Here is a 23,836-nt window from a genome sequence, read left to right on the forward strand (position 1 = left end):
CCGCGCGGCCGCTCGCTTTGCGCCACCCGGCGGAACGCCCGTCACCCCGCCGGAGCCCCGCGGTACCCCTCCCGGACCCCCTCAGGACCCTCACGAGGCCCCCGCACCCGGTCCATACCCGTACCCACCGACGGCCGACCGGCCCTGTTCCGCACCGGGTGGGCCGTCGGGCGGCCGCGGCGGCGTTTGCTGAGTTTGTCCTGAACGGAGCGCCGGGGGAGGGGGACGGGACAGGCGGGGGAATCAGCCAGTGGGCTCGTTCGTGGCTTGACCGGAGCCGGAGTCGGGGGCGGGGCCGGATTCAGGGCCGGGGTCGGGGCCGTGACCGGAGCCGGAGTCAGGGCCGGCGCCGCCGTCCGGCTCCCCTGCCCCGTCCCGCCCGGGCTCCCTTACCCGGACGAAGCGCGCGGTGTCCTGGCGGCCCGCCGGCATGCGCAGCTCGACGGGCAGGTGCGCGGTCAGCGGGCGCACCGTGCCGTGCTCCGGGTCGGCCATCGGTCCCGCGAGGAGCCCCGCCGTCAGCTCGGCGACCTCGCGGGCCTGCGGCGCGGTCAGCCGGGGGCTGGTGCGCAGGGTGCGCCCGTCGGGCAGCCGGACGAGCACGGCGTGCGGGCGGTCGGGCGGCCCGAAGACGCCGGCCAGGACGGCGTCCTGGGTGTCCGCGTACCGCACCTTCCGCCAGGACCAGGTGCCGCCGGGCCGGTACGCCGAGGTCCAGGCCTTGGCCACGATCCCCTCGACGCCCGTCCCCCGCAGACTGCCGAACCACTCCCGCGCGGTGTCCTCGTCCTCGGTCGCGAGCACCCGCTGGAGCGGCGGGCCGGTCCCGGCGAGGGCCGCGCCGAGCAGTTCCCAGCGCTCCCGCAGGGGCCGGGCCCGCAGGTCGTGGCCGGGCAGGGCGAGCAGGTCGAAGGCGATGTACGAGACGGGGACGCCGGCCCGCTCGCGCTCCCGGTGCGAGCGGAGCAGGTCGGTGAAGCTCAGCCGCCCCTCGCGGTACGCGCAGAGCTCGCCGTCCAGGACGACGCCCGGCGGCAGCCGCTCGCCCAGGTACGCGGCGACGGCCGGGAACTCGGGGGAGAGGTCGCGGCGGGCCCGGGACTGGAGGAGGACCCGGCCCCCGTCGAGGACGAAGGCGAGGGCGCGGAAGCCGTCCAGCTTGAGGGAGTACTGGAGGCCGCCGGGGACGCTGCCCTGCGCGGGGAGCTCGTCGGCGGACCGCGGGCGCATCACGTCGAGGGGCGGGCGGAGCACGACGGCGGGGTCGGGGGTCCGGTCCGTGGTCATGGCGCTCCTTCGGGGGTGCGGGCGCCGGCCCCGTCGCCGCTCACGGCAGCGCTCCGGCCGCGGCCGGGTCGAAGAGCGGGGCGAGCAGCTCCCCGTACCGCTCCAGGCGCGGGGCGATGTCGTCCAGGAGCAGGACGAGCCGGTCGGGGGAGGTGCAGGTCTCGACCTCCGCCCAGGTGACCGGCGCGGAGACGGCGGGGAGCGGGCGGGCCCGCAGCGTGTAGGGCGTGGCGGTGGTCTTCGCGGCGGCGTTCTGGCTGTGGTCGACGAAGACCTTGCCCCGCCGCAGCGCCTTGGCCATGCGGTGGACGACCAGCCGGGGGAGCTCGGCCTCCGCCTCGACGGCGAGCCTGCGGGCGTACGCGGAGACCTGCTCGGACGGGGTCGGCTCCAGCGGGACGAGCAGGTGCAGGCCCTTGGCGCCGGAGGTCTTCGGGTACGCGGTGAGACCGTCGGCCGCGAGGCGTTCCCGCAGGTGGCGGGCGACCAGGCAGCACTCGACGACGCTCGCGGGCGGCCCCGGGTCGAGGTCGAGGACGAGCCGGTCGGCGACGGCCGGGGAGCCCTCCCGCCACTGGGGCGTGTGGAACTCGACGACCAGGTTGGCCGCCCACATCAGCGAGGCCAGGTCCTGGACCATCACCTGCCGGGCCCTCGGGTCCTCGGAGCGGGGCACGGGGGTGGTCCTCACCCAGGCGGGGGTGCCGGGCGGCGGGTTCTTGGTGAAGAAGAGCTGGCCGTCGGGGCCGTCCGGGTAGCGCAGGAAGGAGACCGGGCGGTCGCGCAGATGGGGCAGGATCGCGGCCCCGACGGTGGCGTAGTAGTGCAGCAGCTCGCCCTTGGTGGTGCCGGTGGCGGGGTGGAGGACCTTGTCCAGGTTGCTGAGCGCCAGCCGCCGCCCCTCCACCTCTGTGATGGGCGTCATACGATGAGAATCCCATGATTCCCGACTCCACGGGGCGATCAAGGTCAATCGGCTCGAAAGGTGATGAAACGTGCGATCCATCTGGAACGGCGCCATATCCTTCGGGCTGGTCAGCATCCCGATCAAGCTGGTGAACGCCACCGAGAGCCGGTCGGTCTCCTTCCGCCAGATCCACCTGGAGGACGGCGGCCGGGTCCGCTACCGCAAGGTGTGCGAGCTCGACGGCGAGGAGGTCTCCGCGGCGGAGATCGGCAAGGCGTACGAGGACGCCGACGGGTCCATGATCCCGATCACCGACGAGGACCTGGCCGCCCTGCCGCTCCCGACGGCGAAGACCATCGAGATCGTGGCCTTCGTCCCGGCGGGGGAGATCGACCCGCTCCAGATGGACGCCGCGTACTACCTCTCCGCGAACGGGGTCCCGGCCGCCAAGCCGTACACCCTGCTGCGCGAGGCGCTGAAGCGCAGCGACAAGGTGGCGGTGGCGAAGTACGCGCTGCGCGGGCGCGAGCGGCTCGGGATGCTGCGGGTGGTCGACGACGTGATCGCCATGCACGGACTGCTCTGGCCGGACGAGATCCGGGCCCCCGAGGGGGTCGCCCCCGAGACCCCCGTCACGGTGCGGGACGCCGAACTCGACCTGGCAGACGCCCTGATGGCCACCCTGGGCGAGGTCGACATCACCGGCCTGCACGACGACTACCGGGAGGCCGTGGAGGAGATGATCGCGGCGAAGGCCGAGGGCGGCGCGGCCCTGGGGCCCGCCGAGCCCGAGGCGGAGGGCGGCGGACAGGTCATCGACCTGATGGCGGCCCTGGAGAGCAGCGTCCGCGCGGCCAAGGAGGCCCGGGGCGAGGGGGCCGCGGCGACGGGCGGGGCGGCGGCCGCCGAGAAGGTCGCCGAGGTGACCGAGCTCAAGCCGCGCAAGAAGGCGGCCCGGGCGCCCGCCGCGCCCAAGGAGACGGGTGCGAAGAAGTCCACGGCGCGGACGGCGGCGAAGAAGACGGCGGCACCACCGGCCCGCAAGTCGACCTCCAGGGCGGCGTCCGGCGGAACCGCCGCGAAGGACACGTCCGGGAGCGCGGCCGGGGGTGCCGCCAAGAGCACCGCGAAGTCCCCTGCCAAGTCGGCCGCCAAGGCCCCGGCCAAGAGCGCCGCCGCGTCGAAGCGGCAGGCGAAGAAGGCGGCCCCCCGCAAGCGCTCCGCGTGATCCGGCGGGGTGGCCGGAAGTGACCCCAGCCACATCCCGAATGAGGGCGCGGGTAAAGAATTCGCCATGAAGTCCCGGCCGCGTCTCGATATGTGGTCGAGGGGTCTCGCGTACACGTCTGTGGGTAGCGCACACGCGTGTTCCTGACTGTTTTCGGTCGCGAAGCGCGCTGGCCGGGGGCCGCCCCGACCTGCTGACGGCCCGGCCGGGGTGGGGTCGGTGTGTCCGGAATGCTTCGGCCGCCACGGGCCGTACATGGGGCCGGTGTATCCTCGGGGATCAAAAAAGGTCCGGAAAATGTAACCGGAATTCAATGTTCCCCTTTACTTCGCAGACACAGCCCGTTTACGGCGTCGATCTTTGACAAAGCGAAGCGGTGGTTTTTAGACTCGTTGGACAACAGTCTAGGGGGAGACGATGAGTCAGCGTACGCAGGAGAAACCGAAACCTCTGATACCCGACTTTTATATCGACCGTGATTCCGTCGGCAGCGACAGCTGGCGCATCCTCGTCGTGGAGAGCGAGCTCCGGTACGCCGAGTCGCTCGTGACGGGCCTGCGCCGCCACGGTCACCAGGTGTCCACCGTCGAGACCGGCGGCGCCGCGCTCCAGGTCTACACCTCGGCCGACCTGGTCCTGATCGATCTCGAACTGCCCGACCTCGACGGTCTCGAGGTCTGCCGGGCGATCCGCGCCGCCGGAGACACCCCGATCATCGCCGTGACCGCCCGCGGCTCCGAACTCGACCGGGTCCTCGGCCTCCAGGCCGGCGCCGACGACTACATGGTCAAGCCGTACGGATTCCGCGAGCTCATGGCCCGCATGCAGGCCGTCATGCGCCGGGCCAGGCCCCGGCCGCGCGTCGTGGACGTCATCGACCAGGGCCCGCTCCGCATTGACGCCGGAGCCCGTCAGGTCAGCCTCCACGGAAAGCAGATCGACGTCACCAGAAAAGAGTTCGACGTCCTTTACCTGCTCGCCTCCAATCCCGGAAACGTCGTCCCCCGCAAAAGGCTCATGCAGCAGATATGGGGAGATTCCTGGTCCCGTAGAACCGTTGACACGCACGTGAGCAGCCTCCGCAACAAGCTCGGCTGTCGGGACTGGATCGTCACCATTCGCGGTGTCGGATTCAAACTCGGCAAAGTGTAATAAGCAGCGTCGGCGCACGGTTTCGGAACACGGAGAATCGGAAAATGGCTCACCCGGCGACGCACCTGCCCCCGCGGGCCGTGTGCGTGGGCGAGGACTGCAGGCGGAGCGCCGTCGACGGCGGCGGCAAACGACGGGTACGGCCGGACCTCCGGCTCTGCCCCCCATGTCTGGGCCGGCTGGTCGCGGCCCTCGAAGAACTTCCCGGTCTCTACGCCGCGTGCGAGCGGGTGCTCGGCGGCGCCGGACCGGCGCGCGGGTCCGGCGAACGGCGCGGCACCGGCGGCAGACCCGCCGGGATCCCGCTCAACGGCCCGGCGGCCGAGGTACGTTCGGCGATCGTCGCCACCCTCGGCTCCTGGAGCGGACTCGTCGCCGACGAGCGGGGCTTCCCCGCACCCCGGCGCACCCCCGTCCACCTGGCGGCCTTCCTGCTGCGCAGCGCCGAGTGGCTGGCCGCCCACCCCGCCGTCGCGGACGCCACCCGCGAGCTGGACCGGCTGGTCGGCGCCGCCCGCCGGGTGGCCCGCGAACCCGTGCGCCACCTCCCGGTCGGCCCCTGCGTGGAACCCGGCTGTACGGGCGGGCTCGCGGTCGTCGGCGGCACCCGCCGCATCCTGTGCGACGCGGACCCGGCCCACCAGTGGGCGAGCCACGAGTGGACCCGCCTGCGCCGCGCCATGCCCGGCCAGCGGGTGCCGGCCCAGGGCGCGGCACGGGTGCCCGCCCAAGGGACGGCACTGGGTCAGGCCCAGAGCGCGCCACAGGTCCCCGCCCAGGCCGCGCCGCCCGCGCCCGAACCGGTCGAGCGCTGGCTCACCGCCCGGGACATCGCGGACCTGTGGGGCGCGCCCACCGGCACCGTGTACCGGCTGGCCAGCGAACAGCGCTGGCGCAGACGCAACCGGTGCGGCCGCACGTACTACGCGGAGAGCGACGTCCACGGCAGCTTCAGCGGTCGCCGGCCCCGCACTCCCGCGATGAAGTGACCGGGAGGGCGGCCGCCCCCGGGTACCCCCGGTACCCACCGCAGGCCCACGTCCACCAACCCCGCCCCGCCCAACGCCGCCCGACCCAGCCCAACCCCGCCCCGCCCCGCCCCGGCTCCCGTCCGGACGGCGGGGCGGGGCCGTTTCCGAGGAGATCGCGCCCGATGCAGGCCGAAGCCTGGTTCCTTGAGGTGGACCCCGTCGCGTCCGCCGACGTGCTCGACACCACCGCCCTCGACGCCCACGAGCGGCAGCGCGCCGCCTCGTTCGTACGGGCCTCCGACCGCAGGCTGTACACCGTCGCGCACCTCGCCCTGCGCACGCTCCTCGCCCGGCGGCTCGGCGCCCGCCCCGAGGAGCTGGTGTTCGCCCGCGAGCCCTGCCCGTGCTGCGGGGCCGCGCACGGCCGGCCGGTGCTCGCCGTCCCCGAACCGCCGGTGCACTTCTCCCTCTCGCACACCCAGGGCCTGGTCCTCGTCGCCACCGCCCCCGTCCCCGTCGGCGCCGACGCCCAGCTGCGCCCCGCGCCCGAGGACGTGACCGGACTGCTGCCGGCCCTCCACCCCGCCGAACGCGCCGCCCTCGCGACCGAGACCGACCCCGCCCGGCGGGCCGCCGCGTTCGGCCGGGTCTGGGCCCGCAAGGAGGCGTACCTGAAGGGCCTCGGCACCGGTCTCGGCCGCGACAGCACCCTCGACGACCTGGCCGCCGACCCGGCCGGCTGGACCGTGGACGACCTGCCCTGCGGGCCCCGCCACCACGCCGCCGTCGCCCTGCGCGCGCCCCGCCCCGACACCCGGCCCCCGGTGGCGCACCACGTGCCGTCCCTGACCGAGCTGTGAGAGAACCCGCACAGTCCGACCGGGATTTGAGAAACCCGACACAGCTCTGACACAAGCCCCATTGAACGCCGGCGCCCGTCCGAAGAAGCTGGACGCGAAGGTCGGTGCGCTGTCTCCACCGCGCGGCCCGCCCGGCCGGATCCACCGTCCCCCGGCCGCCCCCACGCCGTCTCCGTCGCCGTCGTGCTGCCCATCCCGCAGCCGGCGGCGGCCGTGTTCCGGCACCCGTCGCGAACCCCTCCACGGGGACACCGCACCACCCACCGCACACCAGAGAGAGGACATCGCCATGACCGTGGCCATCCCATCGACCCGGACCGTCGCGGACCTGCTGCTCCAGGCCGCGGAGGCCCACCCCGGCTCCGGCGTCCTCCACCACGAGGGCGACGCCGGCGCCGCCGCCGCGCGGCTCCAGACGTACCCGGAGCTCGTGCACGAGGCCCGCCGGGTCCTCACCGGCCTGCGCGCCCGCGGGCTCGCCCCGCAGGACAAGGTCGTCCTGCTCCTGGAGCGCCCGCAGGAGTTCCTCACCGCCTTCTGGGCCTGCCTCCTCGGCGGCTACGTGCCGGTCCCGATGGCCCCGCTCGGCGGCGACCCGGAGCGCTGGGCCGCCCAGCTCGGCCACGTCCACACCCTGCTCGACGGGCCGCTGGTCGTCACCAACGACAGCCTGGCCGCCGAGCTGCCCCGCGTCGACGGCCTCGCCGTCACCGCCCTGGACACCCTGTACGGGACCGAGCCCGCCGACCTGCTGCACGAGGCCGCGCCCGAGGACACCGCGCTGCTCGTCCTCACCTCCGGCTCCACCGGCAACTCCAAGGCCGTCCGCCTCACCCACGCCAACCTGATCGCCTCCATGGCGGGCAAGAACACCGCCCACCACATCGGTCCCGAGGACATCTCGCTCAACTGGGTCTCCTTCGACCACGTCGCCGCGCTCCTGGAGTGCCACCTGCTGCCGCTCTCGGTCGGCGCCACCCAGCTGCACGTCGAGGCCGCCGTCGTCCTCGGCGAGCCGCTGGACTTCCTGCGGCTGGTCTCCCGCTACGGCGTCACGATGACCTTCACCCCGAACTTCCTGCTCGGGCTGCTCAACGCCTCCGCCGACCGGCTCGACGAGCACGGCCCCGTCGACCTGTCGAAGCTGCGGCACATCATCAGCGGCGGCGAGGCCGTCGTCCGCACCACCGGCGAGGCGTTCCTGGCCCACTTCGCGCCGCACGGCCTCAAGGGCGACACCCTGTGGCCCGCGTTCGGCATGACCGAGACCTGCGCCGGGTCCATCTACTCCCGCGAGTTCCCCGCCTCCGACCAGGGCCAGGAGTTCGCCAACCTCGGGCGCCCCGTCGACGGCCTGCGGATCCGCGTCGCCGACGAGCAGGACCGGCCGCTGGGGGAGGGGCGGACCGGCGAGCTCCAGCTCATCGGCCCGATGATCACGCCCGGCTACCACAACAACGAGCAGGCCACGAAGGACGCCTTCACGGCCGACGGCTGGTTCCGCAGCGGTGACCTGGGCCGGATCGACGACGGACGCCTCACCCTCGTCGGCCGCAGCAAGGACAGCATCATCGTCAACGGCGTCAACTACTTCAGCCACGACGTCGAGACCCTGCTCCAGGAGCTCGACGACGTCGCCCGCTCCTACGTCGCCGCCTTCCCCACCCGCGCCCCGGGCTCCGACACCGAGCAGCTCGTCGTCGCCTTCCACCCCGAGGTCGAGGACGGCGACGAACTCGCCCTCTACCGCGTCCTGTCCGCGGTCCGCGCCAGCGTCGTCATGCACTGGGGCTTCCGCCCCTCGCTGATCCTCCCGCTGCCGAAGGACGCCTTCCCGAAGACCAGCCTCGGCAAGATCCAGCGCCCGCTCATGCGCAAGCGCCTCGAAGCCGGGGCGTACGCGGAGACCGCCGACGCCGTCGCCGACCTGATCCTGCGCCGCCTCGGCGGCTACACCGCGCCCGAGGGCGAGACCGAGACGGTCCTCGCCGGGATCTACGCCGAGATGTTCGACACCGACCCCGCGAAGCTGAGCGCCACCGCCAACTTCTTCGACCTCGGCGGCACCTCCCTCGACATCCTGCGGCTGCGCAGCCTGGTCGCCCGCCGGCTCGGCGCGAACGACCTCCAGATCATCACCGTCCTGATGGCGCCGACCGTCCGCGCGCTGGCCGCCCGGCTCGCCGAGGACGCGGCCGGCGGGGCGGCGGACCGCCCGTACGACCCGATCGTGCCGATGCAGGTCGTCGGTGACAAGACGCCGCTGTTCTGTGTCCACCCCGGCGTCGGCGAGGTCCTCGTCTTCGTCAACCTCGCCAAGTACTTCGTCGGCGACCGGCCGTTCTACGCCCTGCGCGCCCGCGGCTTCAACCCCGGCGAGAAGCCCTTCGAGAGCTTCGAGGAGATGGTGAGCACCTACGTGGCCGCCATCCGCGAGAAGCAGCCGCACGGCCCCTACGCCGTCGCCGGCTACTCGTACGGCGGCGCCGTCGCCTTCGAGATCGCCAAGGTCCTGGAGGCCGAGGGCGAGCGGGTCGACTTCATCGGCAGCTTCAACCTGCCCCCGCACATCAAGTACCGCATGGACGAGCTGGACTTCGTCGAGACCGCGGCCAACCTGGCCTTCTTCCTCGCCCTCATCGACAAGAAGCAGTCGCTGGAGCTGCCGAAGCGGCTGGGCCACCTGTCGAAGGAGGAGCAGCTGGCCTACTTCATCGAGCACGCGCCGCAGGCACGTCTCGCCGAACTCGACCTGGACCTCGCCAAGTTCACCGCCTGGGCCGAACTCGCCGACGGGCTCACCGACCTCGGCCGCAGCTACGCGCCGTCCGGTCATGTCCGTGGCATGTCCGTCTTCTACGCGATACCGCTGCGCGGCACCAAGGAGGACTGGCTGAACAACGAGCTCAGCCGCTGGAAGGAGCACGCCGACGACGTCAGCTTCATCGACGTCCCCGGCGAGCACTACACGCTGATGGGCCCGCAGCACGTGGCCGGCTTCCAGTCGATCCTCCGCAAGGAGCTCGACCGGACGCTCGGCGACGGCAAGTAAGCACGAATCGAAGGGGACTGCACAGATGAACGGCAAGAAGATCCTGGTCACCGGCGGCACGGGCCAGGTGGCCGGACCGGTCGCCAAGGCGCTCGCCCAGGACAACGAGGTCTGGGCGCTCGGGCGCTTCGGCACCCCCGGCTCGGAGGACGCCCTGCGCGAGCACGGCATCACCACCTTCCGCTGGGACATGGACGACACGGGCGAGGACGCCCTCAAGGGCCTGCCCGAGGACTTCACCCACGTCATCCACTCCGCGGTGAACCGCGGCGAGGACGGCGACTTCAACCGGGCGGTCGAGGTCAACACCGTGGCCGCCGGCCGCCTGATGACCCACTGTCGCACCGCCGAGGCGTTCCTGTACGTCTCCACCGGCGCCCTCTACAAGCGCCAGACCCTCGACCACGCCTACCGGGAGGACGACCCGGTCGACGGCGTCGCCGACTGGCTGCCCGCCTACCCGGTCGTCAAGATCGCCACCGAGGGCGCGGTCCGCGCGTACGCCGCGACCCTCGGCCTGCCCACGATCATCGCCCGCCTCAACATCGCGTACGGCCCCGGCGGTTACGGCGGCGTCCCGATGCTCTACTTCAAGCGGATGCTCGCCGGCGAGCCCATCCCGGTCCCGGTCGAGGGCCAGAACTGGTGCTCCCTGCTCTACACCGACGACCTCGTCGAGCAGGTCCCCCACCTGTGGAACGCGGCGACCGTGCCCGCCACCCTCACCAACTGGGGCGGCGACGAGTCCGTCGGCATCACCGACTGCGTCCGGCACCTGGAGGAGCTCACCGGCGTCGAGGCCAAGCTGGTGCCGAGCGAGGTCACCCGCGAGACCTACCAGTTCGACCCGACGCTGCGGAAGCGGCTCACCGGCCCGTGCAAGGTCGACTGGCGCGAGGGCATCCGCCGCACGGTCGAGTCCATGTATCCCGAGTACGCGAAGCAGCGCTGAGGAGCGGCGAGCGATGACCACCACCACCAGCAACCTGGACCTGATCCACGCGGCCTACGCCGCCTTCCGCGACCGTGACGTCGACGCGCTCGTCGCCACGATGGCCGAGGACATGGAGTGGATCCACCCCGAGGGCATGCACGCCTACGGCCTCGGCGGCACCAAGCACGGCCACGCCGGGGTCCGGGGCTTCCTGGCCCACGTCCCGACCGTCCTCGGCGGGATGCGGCTCCAGCCCCTGGAGTTCCTCGACCACGGCGACCGGGTCGTCGTCTTCGGCGTCCGCGACGTGACCTCCCGCACCGGCCACACCGAGACGCTCCAGTTCGTCCACTCCTGGACGTTCCGCGACGGCAAGGCCGTCCGCATGGAGGACATCTTCGACACGGTCGCGTTCCACCGGGTGATCGAGAGCTGACGGGCGCCCTCGGCCATGACATCCGCCACCGCGTACGCCTTCCTGGGCCCCGAGGGCACCTTCACCGAGGCGGCGCTGCGCAGACTTCCCGCGTACGCCGCCCACGGTGAGGAACCGCCCCGACGCCCCTACCCCAGTGTCCCCGCGGCCCTGGACGCGGTCCGCCGCGGCGACTGCGCGACGGCCGTGGTCCCGCTGGAGAACTCGGTGAAGGGCGTCGTGCCCGCCACCATGGACCAGCTGGCCGAGTCCGGGCTGCACATCACCGGCGAGGTCGAACTCCCGGTGACCTTCGCCCTGATGGCACCGGCCGGCACGGACCTGGGCGACGTACGGGAGGTGTACAGCCACCCGCACGCGCTCGCCCAGTGCGCCGGTTGGCTGGACGAGCACCTGCCGGGCGCCCGGGCCGTGCCCGCCGACTCCACGGCCGCCGCCGCGCACGAGGTGGCGCGGCGGCCGGCCGGCGGGGTGGCGGCCATCGCCGCCCCGCCGGCCGCCGAGCGCTACGGCCTGCGGGTGCTGGCCGCCGGCCTCGGGCGCCGCGGCGGAGCGGTCACCCGCTTCGTCGCGGTCTCCGAGGCATGGTTCCCGCCCGCCCGCACCACCCGCGACCGCACCTCCCTGGTCGTCACCACCGAGGACGGCGGGCCCGCCCGGCTCGCCGCGATCCTCGCCCTCTTCACCGACCGCGGCATCGAGGTGAGCCGCGTCCACGCCTGGCCCACCGGCGAACGCCTCGGCAGCTACCGCTACTTCGTCGACGTCGACGGACACGTGGAGAACCCGGCGGTGCGGGGAGCCCTGTCGAGCCTGTACGCCCTGGGCGCGACGGCCCGCTTCCTGGGGAGCTACCCGAGGTGGCGCCCCCGCCCCGCGGCCGTGCGCACCACCGAGGCGGAACGGCACCCGGGCGAGCGCCTCCGCTCCGACCAGCTCGCCCCGAGCGCCCGCACCTGAGGGCGCCTCGGGCCGCCGGGCCCGCCACCGCCGCCGGGCCCGGCACCCGCCCCCTCCAGGAGGTCCCCATGCCGCCCACCCTGCTCCACATCGACACCAGCGCCCGCCTCGGCTCGACCACCCGCCGCGTCACCGCCGAGTTCGCCGCCTCCTGGCGCGCCGCCAACGAGGGCGGCACCCACCTCCACCGCGACCTCGCCGCCACCCCCGTGCCGCACATCGACGGCGACCAGATCGCCGTGACGCAGCGCATCGAGGCGGCCGGCGTCCGGGACCTCGACGAGGCGCGGAACGCGGCCCGCACGGCCGGCGAGAAGGCGAGCTGGGCCACCACCTGGGAGCTGGTCGACGAGGTGCTCGCCGCCGACACGATCGTCCTGGGCCTGCCGATGCACAACTTCTCGCTGCCCTCCACGTTCAAGGCCTGGCTCGACCGGGTGCTCATCCCGCCGCTCGTCGTCGACCCGGAGACCGGCACCGGCCCGCTGGCCGGCCGTCGGGTCGTGGTGGTCACGGCCCGCGGCGGCGCGTACGGGCCGGGCACGCCCCGGCACGCCTACGACTTCCAGGAGCCCTACCTGCGGGCCGCCCTCGGCATGGTCGCCCTCGCCGACGACCTGGTCTTCCTGCACGCCGAGCTGACGAAGTCCGGGCAGGTGGCCCGGCTGGCCGGCTTCCAGCGGCTGGCGGCCGAGTCGCTGAAGGAGGCGCTGGAGGGCGCCCGCGCGCACGCCCGGCGCGTGCACCTCTGACGTACGGAACGACGCCGTTCCCGCCCTCCCGCCCTGCCGCACCTCCCCTTTTGTCTTCCTCTCCGAGAGGTTTCGTCATGGAGACCCTGAAGCCCGAGACCCCCGCATTCGAACTGGTGAACACATGGGCCGGCCTCCCCGCCGCCCAGCAGCCCGCGTACCCCGACCCCGCCGCCCTGCACCGCGTCACCCGCGAGCTCGCCACCGCCCCGCCGCTCGTCTTCTCCGGCGAGTGCGACCGCCTCAAGGACCGGCTGGCCGCCGTCGCGCGCGGGGAGGCCCTGCTCCTCCAGGGCGGCGACTGCGCCGAGACCTTCGACCGGGTCTCCGCCGAGACGGTGCACAGCAAGCTCAACACCCTGATGCAGATGTCCGCGGTCCTCACGTACGCGGCGGCGATGCCCGTCGTGAAGGTCGGCCGCATCGCCGGCCAGTACGCCAAGCCCCGCTCGCAGCCCACCGAGACCCGCGACGGCCTCACCCTGCCCACCTACCGCGGCGACGCCGTCAACGGCCTCGCCTTCACCTCCGAGGCCCGGGTCCCCGACCCGGAACGCCTGCTGCGGATGTACCAGGCCTCCTCCAACACCCTCAACCTGGTACGGGCGTTCACCGCCGGCGGCTACGCGGCGCTCAGCCAGGTGCACGAGTGGAACCGCGACTTCATCGCCGGCTCGCCGCTGCGCGAGCAGTACGGGGCCATCGCCGACGGCATCGACCGCGCCCTGAAGTTCATGCACGCCACCGGCGCCAGCCCGCGCGCCTTCGACGACTCCGAGTTCTACGTCTCCCACGAGGGCCTGCTGCTCGACTACGAGGCCCCGCTCACCCGCCACGACCCCGACACCGGCCGGGTCTACGCCACCTCCGGGCACATGCTCTGGATCGGCGAACGCACCCGTGACCTGGACGGCGCCCACGTTGAGTACTTCTCCCGCGTCGCCAACCCCATCGGCGTGAAGCTGGGCCCCACCACCACCCCGGACACGGCGCTGCGGCTCATCGACCGGCTCGACCCCGACCGGGAGCCCGGCCGGCTCACCTTCGTCGTACGGCTCGGCGTCGGCCGGGTGCGCGAGGTGCTGCCCGAGCTCGTCGAGAAGGTCACCGCCTCCGGAGCCCGGGTGGCGTGGGTCTGCGACCCGATGCACGGCAATACCGTCGGGGCCCCCTCCGGACACAAGACCCGGCACTTCGACGACATCCTCGGCGAGGTCCGCGCCTTCTTCGAGGTGCACGGCGCCCTCGGCACCCACGCCGGCGGCATCCACGTCGAGCTCACCGGCGACGACGTCACGGAGTGCGTCGGCGGCGGCCACGACCTCGGCTTCCCCGACCTCTTCGCCCGCTACGAGTCGGCCTGCGACCCGCGCCTCAACCGCAGCCAGTCGCTCGACCTGGCGTTCCTGGTCGCGGAGTTCCTGCACGGCGGGGAGGGCGCGTGACGACGCCCGCCCGGCCGGAGGAGGACGCGTGAGCGCCGCACGCGCCGAGCTGGGCCGGCTCCGCGACAGCATCGACAACATCGACGCCGCCGTGGTGCACCTGCTCGCCGAGCGCTTCACCCACACCCGCCGGGTCGGCGAGCTGAAGGCCCGGCACGGCCTGCCGCCCGCCGACCCCGGCCGCGAGGCCCGGCAGATCGCCCGGCTGCGGAGCATCGCCGAGTCGGCCCGGCTGGATCCGGAGTTCGCCGAGAAGTTCCTCACCTTCATCGTGGCGGAGGTGATCCGGCACCACGAGTCCATCGCCCGATCCCGCACGGAACATCGAATTCCGGCCGCGCGTGACGGGGGTGCTCCCGCGCCCGTCCTAGCGGAATATTGACATTCGCTTGGCGAAAACCGACAGAGCGTGCGCATGACCTGCGAAAGTGCGCACAGCCCTGAATCCCCTTCCGTTGATCGAGGTTTCCGGCCCACCGGAGAATCAAGGCCATGATCCGGCCCGATTCTCCGCGGCCGGCCTCTCTCTCGTTCAGGACGGACACCCGGCGTCTTCATTTCCGGGATCACCATGGGGGATTTCGTGATCAGTCGCAGAAACATGCTCAAGGCGGGCGTCGCCACCAGCGCGGTCGGCGCCGCCGGCCTGCTGGTCCCGGCGACGGGGGGCTCCGCGCAGGCGGCCGACCTCGACCCGGCGGGCATCCCCAAGTTCACCCAGCCCATGCCCCTGGCCCCGACGCTCGCCCCGTACTCCTCCACGGGCACCGCGGACTACTACGCGATGACGATGAAGGAGGCCGACGTCGAGATCATCCCCGGTCGGCTCACCCGGGTCCGCACCTTCAACGGCAGCTTCCCGGGCCCCGTCATCCGCGCCAAGTCCGGCGTGCGGGCCGTGGTGCAGCAGACCAACACCCTGCCCGTGGCCACCTCGGTCCACCTGCACGGCGCGCACGTGCCGGAGGACAGCGACGGCGGCCCGATGGACCTCATCGCGCCCGGCGGCGGCACCAAGACCTACACGTACCCGAACCAGCAGCCGCACGCGAACCTCTGGTTCCACGACCACGCGCACCACCAGGAGTCCGAGAACGTCTTCCTCGGCCTCACCGGCACCTACCTGCTCACCGACGACGTCGAGCAGGGCAACATCCTGCCGAAGGGCGCGTACGACATACCGATCCAGCTCCGCGACGCCCGCTTCGACGAACAGGGCCAACTCGTCTACGCCATGGACGACTTCCTCAACCGGAACGTCATCCTCGCCAACGGCAAGGCCTGGCCGTACTTCGAGGTCGCCCGCAAGCTGTACCGCTTCCGCATCTTCAACACCGCGAACATGCGGTACTTCAAGCTCAGCCTCACCGGCAACGCGCCCTTCACGCTGATCGGCACCGACGGCGGACTCCTGCCCAAGCCGCAGGAGGTCACCAGCGTGACCCTCTCCCCGGGCGAGCGCGCCGACATCATGATCGACTTCTACGAGTACCCGATCGGCACCACGCTGGAGCTCAAGAACGCGCCCGACGCGATGCCCGGCGGCCCCGCCGACGCGATCACCAAGGTGATCCAGTTCCGCGTCACCGGCACGGGGAAGGAGTTCGGCACCATCCCGTACGAGCTGCGCACCCTGCCGGCCCTCCCGCCGGCCACGGTGAACCGTTCCATCACGCTGAGCATGGACGAGAACGGCATGGCCTCGGACATGGGCTACATCAACGGCCTCGTCTACGACATGAACCGGATCGACACCCAGATCACCTACGGCACCACGGAGATCTGGACCGTCACCAACGCCAACACCATCATCCCGCACAACTTCCACATCCACCTGGTGCAGTTCAGGGTGCTGGAGCGCAACGGGGTGCCGGTCACCTCGGGTCCGGAGGTCGGGCTCAAGGACACGGTGAACCTGAACCCGGGGGAGACGGTCAAGATCCAGGCCACGTTCACCGGTTACCGGGGCACGTACCTCTACCACTGCCACATCTTCGACCACGCGGCGATGGGCATGATGGCGACGATGAAGATCGTCTGACCGGACGGACGGACGGACGGGCGGACGGGCGGGCGGGCGATACGGGTACGGGGCGGCGACCGCCGCCCCGTACCCGTACGTGTCACCCGGTCACGCCGCTCGCTCGACTCACTCGGAGTCGAAGGTCCGCCGCGCCATGCTGATGTACTCGCGGTGCTGCTCGGACCACTTGATGAGGGAGCCCACCTCCGTGGACAGGGTGTGCCCGACCGGCGTCAGCTCGTAGTCGACCCGCGGCGGCGTGCTGGGCGTCACGGTCCTGATCACCAGGCCGTCGCGCTCCAGGCTGCGCAGGGTGAGCGTCAGCATGCGCTGGGAGATGCCGTCGATCGAGCGCCGGAGCTCCGAATAGCGCCGGGGACCGTCCCCCAGGATCGCCATGATCAGAACGCTCCACTTGTCGCCGACCCGGTCGAGCACATCGCGCAGCTGACAGATGGCCAGACCCTCGCTGACCTGGTCAGGAACATTCATGTGCGTAGCGATCTTTGAAGTGCCGTCTTCTGCCACCCCTGCAGCATCGCCCAGAATTCTTGGGGAAACAAGAAGTAACCAGCGCACTGTTTGTGCGCGCCTTTGCCGCGCCCCGTACCGGAGGAAAACCATGGCCGTCGATCTGAGCGTTCTGCCCCCGCGCAAGGGACCCCGTCCCGAGACGACCGGCCGGGAGATTCCGCACGACCAGCTCGAGGACTTCTCCCCGCCGGAGATCCGCGACGCCCTGGTGGCGCGCGCGCAGCAGCTGCCCGGCGTCTTCACCAGCCCCAGCCTGGTCTCCGAGCCCGGCTCGATGGCCCTGCGGCTGAACCGGAGCAACCGCCCCTTCGAGGCGTTCCTGCACCCGTCGGTCGACGAGTTCGGGCACATCCACCGGTCCGGCTTCATGCACCTCGCGGTGCCGGTCGAGGCCCTGCCGGCGCTCACCGAGCTCGGCTGGATCGAGCCGCACCCCATCACCCGGCGCGCGGAGTTCCCGGACAGCATCGTGATGCTCTACGCGCCCCGCGACGAGGACGAGCTGGAGGTCGCGGCCGTGGTGCTGCAGGCCTCGTACGAGCAGGCCGTGGCCTGACCGCCCCCAGCTCCCGCCCCTCCCCTCTCCGCAGCACCGCGCCACCGCTCCACCGCCCTTCCGTTCATCGTGAAAGAGGAACACCCCATGCGTGCAGTGACCATCGAGGAATTCGGCGCCGCCCCCACCGTCAACGAGGTGCCCAAGCCGGTCCCCGGCCCCGGCGAGATCCTGGTCAAGGTCAGCCACTCCTCCCTCAACGGCTTCGACGGCGCCGTCATCTACGGCTTCCTCAAGGACGTCCTTGAGCACAAGTTCCCGGTGACCCTCGGCAAGGACTTCGCCGGCACGGTCGAGGCCGTCGGCGAGGGCGTCGCCCGCACCGCCGGCGAGCGGGTCTTCGGCGTCGTGATGAAGCCGGTCGTCCAGGACGGCGCCCTCGCCGAGTACGTGGTGGTGGGCGAGGGCTACGGCATCGCCGCCGCCCCCGAGGGCCTGGACTCCTCCCACGCCGGCGCCCTCGGCCTGGCCGGTTCCGCCGCCGTCGGCGTGATCGACGCGCTCGCCCCGCAGCGGGGCGAGACGGTGCTGGTCATCGGCGCGACCGGCGGCGTCGGCGCGTACGCGGTGCAGCTCGCCGCGAAGACCGGCGCGACCGTCGTCGCCACCGCCAAGCCCGGCGCGGAGACCGAGTTCGTCAAGGGCCTCGGCGCCACCCACGTCGTCGACCACACCGGCGACCTGCCCGCCCAGATCCGCGCGCTCTCCCCGGGCGGCGTCCACGCCGCGGCCCACCTGGCTGGCGACCCGGGCGCCGCGGCCGCGCTGGTCGCCGCCGGCGGCCGGCTCGCCTCGACCCTGGGCTTCGGCCCCGAGGCCGCCACCGAGCTCGACATCACCGTCACCTCCGTGATGGCCAACCCCGACCCGGCCACCCTGGAGCGCCTCGCCGACGCGGTCGTCTCCGGCGCCCTGACGGTGCCGATCGCCGAGACCTACGGCCTGGACGCGGTCGGCCAGGGCTTCGCCGCCTTCGGCGCGGGCACGGTCGGCAAGATCGGCGTCTCCGTCGCCTGACACCCGCACCACCTGCGTACCGGGTGGCCGGGGCCCCCACACGGGCCCCGGCCACCCCGGCACGGCCGCACCCCGCACAGCACGCCCTCCAGCAACGCTTCCGCACCGCCGCCCGTACGACGTCACGCGGCCAGAGCCCCGGAGACTTCCCCATGGACGCACCCACCAGCGCCGCCGCCGAGCGGCGCCAGCCCGACTTCGGCCGGATGTTCGAGATGGTCACCAGCTTCTGGACGGCCCGCGCCGTGCACGCCGGAACGGTGCTCGGCCTCCCCGACCACGTCGCCGAGCGGCCCCGGACCTCCACCGAGCTCGCCACCCTGACCGGCACCGACCCGCGCTCCCTGCACCGCCTGCTGCGCGCACTGGCCGGCGCCGGCGTGCTGAGCGTCGACGACCAGGGCCGGTACGCGACCACGGCCCTCGGCGACACCCTGCGCACCGACCTGCCCGGCTCGCTCGCCTCCTTCGTCCAACTGGAGCTCGGCGCCGCGCACCACGGCACCTGGGGCCTGCTGGCCGACTCGGTACGCACCGGGGAACCGGTCTTCGAGGCCGCGTCCGGCCACCCGATCTGGGAGTACTTCGCGCGCACGCCGGAGATGGCCGACCACCTCGGCAAGGCCATGACCGGCCTGACCGCGATGGTCGCCGACGCCGTCCTGGAGGTCTTCGAGTTCTCCCCGTACGGGAAGATCGTCGACGTCGGCGGCGGCGAGGGCGGCTTCCTGAGCGCGATCCTCGGCGCCCACCCCGAGGCGTCGGGCATCGTGTTCGACCTGCCGCACGTGGTCGCCAACGGCCGCGCCCGGATCGCCGACGCGGGCCTCGCGGACCGCTGCGAACTGGTCGGCGGCAGCTTCTTCGAGAAGGTCCCCGAGGGCGGCGACCTCTACACGATGAAGTGGGTCCTGCACGACTGGAACGACGCGTCCAGCATCGAGATCCTCAAGTCCGTACGGCGCGTGATGCCGGACGACGGACGCCTCCTGGTGGTGGACACGGTCGTCCCGGAGGACGGCGGCTTCTCCCCGAGCAAGATCATCGACCTCAACATGATGGTCCTCAGCGGCGGCCAGGAGCGCACCGCGGAGGAGTTCCGCACCCTCCTCGACGCGGCGGGCTTCACGCTCACCCGCATCCTGCCGACGGCATCACCGAGCAGCGTGGTCGAAGCGATCCCGACCCGCTGAGCAAGTCCCGGCACCCGCGGCCCCGTTGCCGCACCGCTCCCCCTCCCCGACCCACCACGATCCCCATCCCCATCCCCATCCCCATCCCCATCTCCATCCCCACCCGCTCAAGGAGCAACCGTGTTCATCGCATACGTCGTCCTGGCGATCCTGGTCTCGCTGGTCCTGCTCGGATCGGCGCGCGGCAAGCTGGTGCGCGACGAGAAGATCGTCGCCGGCATGCAGAAGGTCAACGTCCCGGACAACTGGCTGCCCCGCCTCGCCACGCTGGAGATCCTGGGCGCGGTCGGCCTGATCGCGGGCATCTGGTTCCGCCCCCTGGGCATCGCCGCCGGCGTGGGCGTGGTCCTGTACTTCCTCGGGGCGATCGTCACGCACATCCGAGCCAAGGACGGCAAGGGCGCCCCGGTCCCCGCGGTCCTCGCGCTGCTCGCCGCCGCACCGGTCGTCCTCGGCCTCGCCGCCAACTGACCCGGCGCCAACCGACCCGTTCACCGCAAGGAGGAGCCCCATGACCGCCGCCACCGAGACCCCGACCCCGGTCGACTTCTGGTTCGACCCGCTGTGCCCCTGGACCTGGCTGACCTCGCGCTGGCTGGTGGAGGTGGAGCGCCAGGGTCTCGTCGAGATCCGTTGGCATGTCATGAGCCTGGCGATTCTCAACCAGGACCGGATCGACCAGATCCCGGAGCAGTTCCGGGAGCTGCTCGGCCCGAAGGGCTGGCGCCCGGTGCGCGCGCTGGTGGCGGTCAAGGACAAGTTCGGCAACGAGGCGGCCGGCCGCCTCTACACGGAGCTGGGCGAGCGCTTCCACCCCGGCGGCCGGGCCCCCGAACTCGACGTGATCCAGGAGGCGCTGGAGGCGGCGGGCCTGCCCGCCGGAGCGGCCGGTGAGCTCATCGCGTACGCGGAGAACGACACGTACGACGGTGAGGTCCGCACCTCGCACGAGGCGAGCCAGGCGGCGGTGGGGGAGGAGGCCGGCAGCCCGGTCCTCGCGGTGCCGGGACCGGAGGGGGAGTCGCTGGGCTTCTTCGGCCCGATCCTGTCGCGGGTGCCGCGGGACGAGGCGGCGGCCCGCCTGTGGCAGGCGACGCGACTGGCGGCATCGGTGCCGGGCTTCGCGGAGTTCAAGCGGGCGAGGGTGTCGGGCCCGGTCTTCGACTGACCCCGCCGAGCCACCACCCGCCGGCGACCCACCCCGCCCCCCTCACCCTCCCCTCCCCCCACCCCCGTCCCACCCCTACACCACCCTCAGGGCGGTCAGCTCCCCGCATAACGGACGGAGTTGGCCGCCCTTCGGACAACTGATGGTCAAATCCTTGTTGCGGACCTGTCATTAACGCTCGTTCGCTGGCACGCTCGCTGCTCGCACCACCCCCCACAACACTCCCCCCACGCTTCACAGCGAAGGAGCCCGCGTGACCCGCCAGCAGACCTCGCACCGCCGTACCACCGTCCGCGCCGCCGCCCTGCTCGCCTCGGCCGCCATGGTCGTCGTCGGAGTCCAGTCCGGCTCCGCCAGCGCCGATGCCCAGCGCGAAGCCGGCGCGACCGCCCTCGCCCTCAGCAAGACGCAGCGCGCCGCCGCCATCCAGGACGCCCAGGCCGGCGCCGCCGGCACGGCGCAGTCCATCGGCCTCTCCGCCCAGGAGAAGCTGGTCGCCCGTGACGTCGTCAAGGACGCGGACGGCACCGTCCACACCCGCTACGAGCGCACGTACGAGGGCATCCCGGTCCTCGGCGGCGACCTCGTGGTGCACCAGAAGAAGAACGGCGCGCGTTCGACGACGAAGGCGACGCAGGTCCGCATAGCCGTGGCCGACACGACCCCGGAGCTGTCGGCGGCGGTCGTCGGCAAGTCGGCCGTGGCGTCCTCGGGCGCGCGGTCCGCGGCGGCCTCCTCGGCCCGCAAGGTGATCTGGGCGGCGACCGGCAAGCCGGTCCTGGCGTGGGAGACGGTGGTCACCGGCACCCAGGCCGACGGCACGCCGAGCCGCCGCCACGTCATCACCGACGCGACCAGCGGCAAGGAGCTGTACGCGTACGAGTCCATCGAGACGGGCATCGGCAACACCGAGTACAGCGGCCAGGTCACGCTGGGCACCTCGGGCTCGTACTCGCTGACCGACGCGGCTCGCGGCGGGCACAAGACGTACGACCTGAAGGGCGGCACGTCCGGCACGGGCACGCTGTTCACCAACTCGACGGACACGTGGGGCAACGGCCTGGCGAGCAACCGTGAGACGGCGGCGGCGGACGCGCACTACGGTGCGGCGGTCACGTGGGACTTCTACAAGAACGAGCTGGGCCGCAGCGGCATCCGCGGCGACGGCGTCGCGGCGTACTCGCGGGTGCACTACGGCAACGCGTACGTGAACGCGTTCTGGGACGACGCGTGCTTCTGCATGACGTACGGCGACGGCACGAACAACACGGCGCCGCTGACCTCCCTGGACGTGGCCGGCCACGAGATGTCCCACGGCCTGACCTCGTCGACGGCGAACCTGCGCTACAGCGGTGAGTCCGGCGGTCTGAACGAGGCGACGTCCGACATCCTCGGCACGTCGGTCGAGTTCTACGCGGCGAACTCCACGGACGTCGGCGACTACCTCATCGGCGAGAAGATCGACATCCGCGGCGACGGCACCCCGCTGCGCTACATGGACAAGCCGAGCAAGGACGGCAAGTCCGCCGACTACTGGTCGAAGACGGTCGGCCGCCTGGACGTGCACTACTCGTCGGGCCCGGCCAACCACTTCTTCTACCTGCTGTCCGAGGGCAGCGGCACGAAGACGATCAACGGCGTCACGTACACCTCCCCGACCTACGACAACTCCACCCTCACGGGCATCGGCCGCACCAAGGCCTACAAGATCTGGTACAAGGCCCTCTCCACCTACATGACCTCGTCCACGGGCTACTCGGGCGCCCGCACCGCCACCCTCTCGGCGGCGACCGACCTGTACGGCGCCGGCAGCGCGGAGTACAACGCGGTGGCGGCGACGTGGAAGGCGATCAACGTCAAGTAGCGGTACAGGTGCAGGTACAGGTACAGGAATGATGACGAAGGGCCGCGGGGCAGCGAACTGCCCCGCGGCCCTTCCTCCTTCCCCGCCCCCGTCTCACTCGCCGTGATGGACCTCTCCGGTCATGGCGTCCATGGAGGGGTGCATCTTCATGGGCCCGTAGTCGTCGATGTCCGAGGGGCGGGGCTTCTCCGGCCCGTCCGGGCCGAAGCGGACGATGCGTTCGACCCGGCAGATCCGGAACAGGCGGTCGTCGACCATGAGTTCGTCGGCCCGGTCGGCGGCGCGGTACTTCTCGGCGATCCGGGCGTACCGCTCGCGCTTGGCCTCGCCGAAGTCGTAGAGCATCGGCCAGAGCCGGGTGAGCGCGGAGTAGAGGAACCGCCGGGCGGCGTGCGGGGTGGCCAGGAGGGAGCCCTCGGGCCGCCAGGTGTCGCCGGTCTGCTCGACGACGCCGAAGGTGACGGGCATCAGGGCGATCTCGGGATGCCGCACGACCGCGCGCCGGGAATCCTCGCGTACGGCGGCGGGGTAGCGCTTCCCCGAGTACTCGAAGCTGCGCAGCCCGAGCCGCAGGGCCTCGGACATGAGCCCGCGCTCTCTGAACGGGTCGAGTACGAAGTCGACATCGGGCGAATCGCCCGACCCCCGGTCGTCCCAGGTCCGCTCGATCGGCTCCACGTCGGTGGGCCGGGGCGGCTCAAGACCGTCGGGCCCGCTCCTGGCGAGCTCGTCCCCCCGGACGATCCGGTACCGCTCGTCGAGCACCTCCACCTCGTCGACCGCCTCGCGCTCCAGCACGGCCACGGCGGCGAGCAACGCGCGCCGCACGTGCGGGTCGTCGGTGTCGTCCTTGGCGCGGAACCAGAGCTTGGAGTTCAGGCTGTCCCGCGAGACCTGCGGCATCCCGTCCTGCAAGGGCGTCACCATCCGCCACTCCCCACCCCCTTCCTCGTCCCTCCGCTGCACGGCCACCCCGAACAGGGCCCCCCGCACGGCGAGAGACGGGAACCGCAGCGAGGCCTGCACGGCATCGGCCTCACTCACCCAGGCGACGGGATCCCCACTGACCACGAGATCCCGCTTCATGCGCTCCAGCCGTAGCTTCCAGTCATCGCTCATGCGCGCATTGTTGCGCCGGGGGAGGGGGCCCTGGCCAGACTTCCAAAAGAACAACCAGCGCAGTTGGGTTGCCAGGGGGCGCACACCCCACCCGCCTTCACGCACCCGTACGACCACACGCCGCCCGGCCCGATGCATGAACGCGGAACACCCGGACAAGGGGGGAGGGGGGAGGGGCAACGGGGGTAAGGGAATCCGAGCCCGCACATACAACAAGACCCCGTCCTCAGCGTTTCCACTGAAGGCGGGGTCTGTTCGGCACTTCTTGCGAAGTGCCCCCGGCAGGATTCGAACCTGCGCACACGGCTCCGGAGGCCGAGTGCGTCCTACGCATTACTGCTGGTCAGCGAGTCATGAGCGCACCGGTGCGCCTCCGCC

22 protein-coding genes are annotated in these 23,836 nt (G+C 72.2%); 18 read left to right on the forward strand and 4 right to left on the reverse strand.

Annotation, left to right across the window (positions count from 1 at the left end; all coding sequences use genetic code 11):
* Positions 1-243 precede the first annotated feature (243 nt).
* The gene (locus AB0Q96_RS29640; RefSeq protein ID WP_365330747.1) at positions 244-1,287 is read right to left on the reverse strand and encodes a DNA ligase; all 1,044 of its coding nucleotides are present in this window, start codon (positions 1,285-1,287) and stop codon (positions 244-246) included.
* A gap of 40 nt (positions 1,288-1,327) precedes the next feature.
* Positions 1,328-2,212 (reverse strand): non-homologous end-joining DNA ligase, encoded by an 885-nt coding sequence (gene ligD / locus AB0Q96_RS29645; RefSeq protein WP_365330749.1) that lies wholly within the window; start codon positions 2,210-2,212, stop codon positions 1,328-1,330.
* Positions 2,213-2,282: 70 nt separating this feature from the next.
* On the opposite strand from ligD, the gene AB0Q96_RS29650 reads away from it, so the two are divergent.
* The 12 genes from AB0Q96_RS29650 (at position 2,283) to AB0Q96_RS29705 (ending at position 16,025) form a co-directional block, all read left to right on the forward strand.
* Entirely contained in the window at positions 2,283-3,422 is a 1,140-nt protein-coding gene (locus AB0Q96_RS29650; protein WP_365330751.1) for a Ku protein, read from the forward strand.
* 417 nt (positions 3,423-3,839) lie between these two features.
* Complete coding sequence (locus tag AB0Q96_RS29655) at positions 3,840-4,574, forward strand: response regulator transcription factor (protein ID WP_365330752.1); 735 nt, start codon at positions 3,840-3,842, stop codon at positions 4,572-4,574.
* Positions 4,575-4,618: 44 nt separating this feature from the next.
* Complete coding sequence (locus AB0Q96_RS29660; RefSeq protein ID WP_365330754.1) at positions 4,619-5,563, forward strand: hypothetical protein; 945 nt, start codon at positions 4,619-4,621, stop codon at positions 5,561-5,563.
* Positions 5,564-5,727: 164 nt separating this feature from the next.
* Positions 5,728-6,405, forward strand: coding sequence for a 4'-phosphopantetheinyl transferase superfamily protein (locus AB0Q96_RS29665; protein ID WP_365330756.1), 678 nt, complete (start codon positions 5,728-5,730; stop codon positions 6,403-6,405).
* Positions 6,406-6,694: 289 nt separating this feature from the next.
* On the forward strand, positions 6,695-9,457 hold the full coding sequence (locus AB0Q96_RS29670) for a non-ribosomal peptide synthetase (protein ID WP_365330758.1): 2,763 nt from the start codon (positions 6,695-6,697) through the stop codon (positions 9,455-9,457).
* Positions 9,458-9,482: 25 nt separating this feature from the next.
* Positions 9,483-10,409, forward strand: coding sequence for an NAD(P)-dependent oxidoreductase (locus AB0Q96_RS29675; protein WP_365330760.1), 927 nt, complete (start codon positions 9,483-9,485; stop codon positions 10,407-10,409).
* Between the two features lie 13 nt (positions 10,410-10,422).
* Positions 10,423-10,827 carry a nuclear transport factor 2 family protein gene (locus AB0Q96_RS29680; RefSeq protein ID WP_361178899.1) on the forward strand — a complete coding sequence of 135 codons (405 nt, stop codon included), beginning with the start codon at positions 10,423-10,425 and terminating at the stop codon, positions 10,825-10,827.
* Positions 10,828-10,842: 15 nt separating this feature from the next.
* Positions 10,843-11,787 (forward strand): prephenate dehydratase, encoded by a 945-nt coding sequence (gene pheA / locus AB0Q96_RS29685; RefSeq protein WP_365330762.1) that lies wholly within the window; start codon positions 10,843-10,845, stop codon positions 11,785-11,787.
* Between the two features lie 68 nt (positions 11,788-11,855).
* Positions 11,856-12,539 (forward strand): NAD(P)H-dependent oxidoreductase, encoded by a 684-nt coding sequence (locus AB0Q96_RS29690; protein WP_365330764.1) that lies wholly within the window; start codon positions 11,856-11,858, stop codon positions 12,537-12,539.
* Positions 12,540-12,616: 77 nt separating this feature from the next.
* The gene (locus AB0Q96_RS29695; protein ID WP_365330766.1) at positions 12,617-13,984 is read left to right on the forward strand and encodes a class II 3-deoxy-7-phosphoheptulonate synthase; all 1,368 of its coding nucleotides are present in this window, start codon (positions 12,617-12,619) and stop codon (positions 13,982-13,984) included.
* A 28-nt stretch (positions 13,985-14,012) separates the two neighbouring features.
* On the forward strand, positions 14,013-14,366 hold the full coding sequence (locus AB0Q96_RS29700; RefSeq protein WP_365330768.1) for a chorismate mutase: 354 nt from the start codon (positions 14,013-14,015) through the stop codon (positions 14,364-14,366).
* Positions 14,367-14,567: 201 nt separating this feature from the next.
* The gene (locus tag AB0Q96_RS29705) at positions 14,568-16,025 is read left to right on the forward strand and encodes a multicopper oxidase domain-containing protein (RefSeq protein ID WP_365330770.1); all 1,458 of its coding nucleotides are present in this window, start codon (positions 14,568-14,570) and stop codon (positions 16,023-16,025) included.
* 108 nt (positions 16,026-16,133) lie between these two features.
* On the opposite strand, the gene AB0Q96_RS29710 is transcribed toward AB0Q96_RS29705, so the two are convergent.
* Positions 16,134-16,499: a helix-turn-helix domain-containing protein gene (locus tag AB0Q96_RS29710; protein ID WP_365330772.1), complete on the reverse strand. Its 366-nt coding sequence runs from the start codon at positions 16,497-16,499 to the stop codon at positions 16,134-16,136.
* 130 nt (positions 16,500-16,629) lie between these two features.
* On the opposite strand from AB0Q96_RS29710, the gene AB0Q96_RS29715 reads away from it, so the two are divergent.
* The 6 genes from AB0Q96_RS29715 (at position 16,630) to AB0Q96_RS29740 (ending at position 22,339) form a co-directional block, all read left to right on the forward strand.
* A complete protein-coding gene (locus AB0Q96_RS29715; protein WP_329424174.1) occupies positions 16,630-17,097 on the forward strand; it encodes a luciferase family protein in 468 nt (155 codons plus the stop codon).
* A gap of 87 nt (positions 17,098-17,184) precedes the next feature.
* The gene (locus tag AB0Q96_RS29720; protein ID WP_365330774.1) at positions 17,185-18,114 is read left to right on the forward strand and encodes an NADP-dependent oxidoreductase; all 930 of its coding nucleotides are present in this window, start codon (positions 17,185-17,187) and stop codon (positions 18,112-18,114) included.
* A gap of 152 nt (positions 18,115-18,266) precedes the next feature.
* Complete coding sequence (locus tag AB0Q96_RS29725; RefSeq protein WP_365330776.1) at positions 18,267-19,307, forward strand: methyltransferase; 1,041 nt, start codon at positions 18,267-18,269, stop codon at positions 19,305-19,307.
* Between the two features lie 120 nt (positions 19,308-19,427).
* Entirely contained in the window at positions 19,428-19,778 is a 351-nt protein-coding gene (locus AB0Q96_RS29730; protein ID WP_365330778.1) for a DoxX family protein, read from the forward strand.
* Between the two features lie 40 nt (positions 19,779-19,818).
* Complete coding sequence (locus AB0Q96_RS29735; RefSeq protein ID WP_365330780.1) at positions 19,819-20,475, forward strand: DsbA family protein; 657 nt, start codon at positions 19,819-19,821, stop codon at positions 20,473-20,475.
* 322 nt (positions 20,476-20,797) lie between these two features.
* Entirely contained in the window at positions 20,798-22,339 is a 1,542-nt protein-coding gene (locus AB0Q96_RS29740) for a M4 family metallopeptidase (RefSeq protein WP_365330926.1), read from the forward strand.
* A gap of 93 nt (positions 22,340-22,432) precedes the next feature.
* Here the strand turns inward: AB0Q96_RS29740 and AB0Q96_RS29745 are convergent, their stop codons facing one another.
* Positions 22,433-23,458: a DUF5954 family protein gene (locus tag AB0Q96_RS29745; protein WP_365330781.1), complete on the reverse strand. Its 1,026-nt coding sequence runs from the start codon at positions 23,456-23,458 to the stop codon at positions 22,433-22,435.
* Positions 23,459-23,836 lie beyond the last annotated feature (378 nt).

Source organism: Streptomyces sp. NPDC093111, assembly GCF_040683955.1.
In the GTDB taxonomy this organism is placed as follows: Bacteria; Actinomycetota; Actinomycetes; order Streptomycetales; family Streptomycetaceae; genus Streptomyces.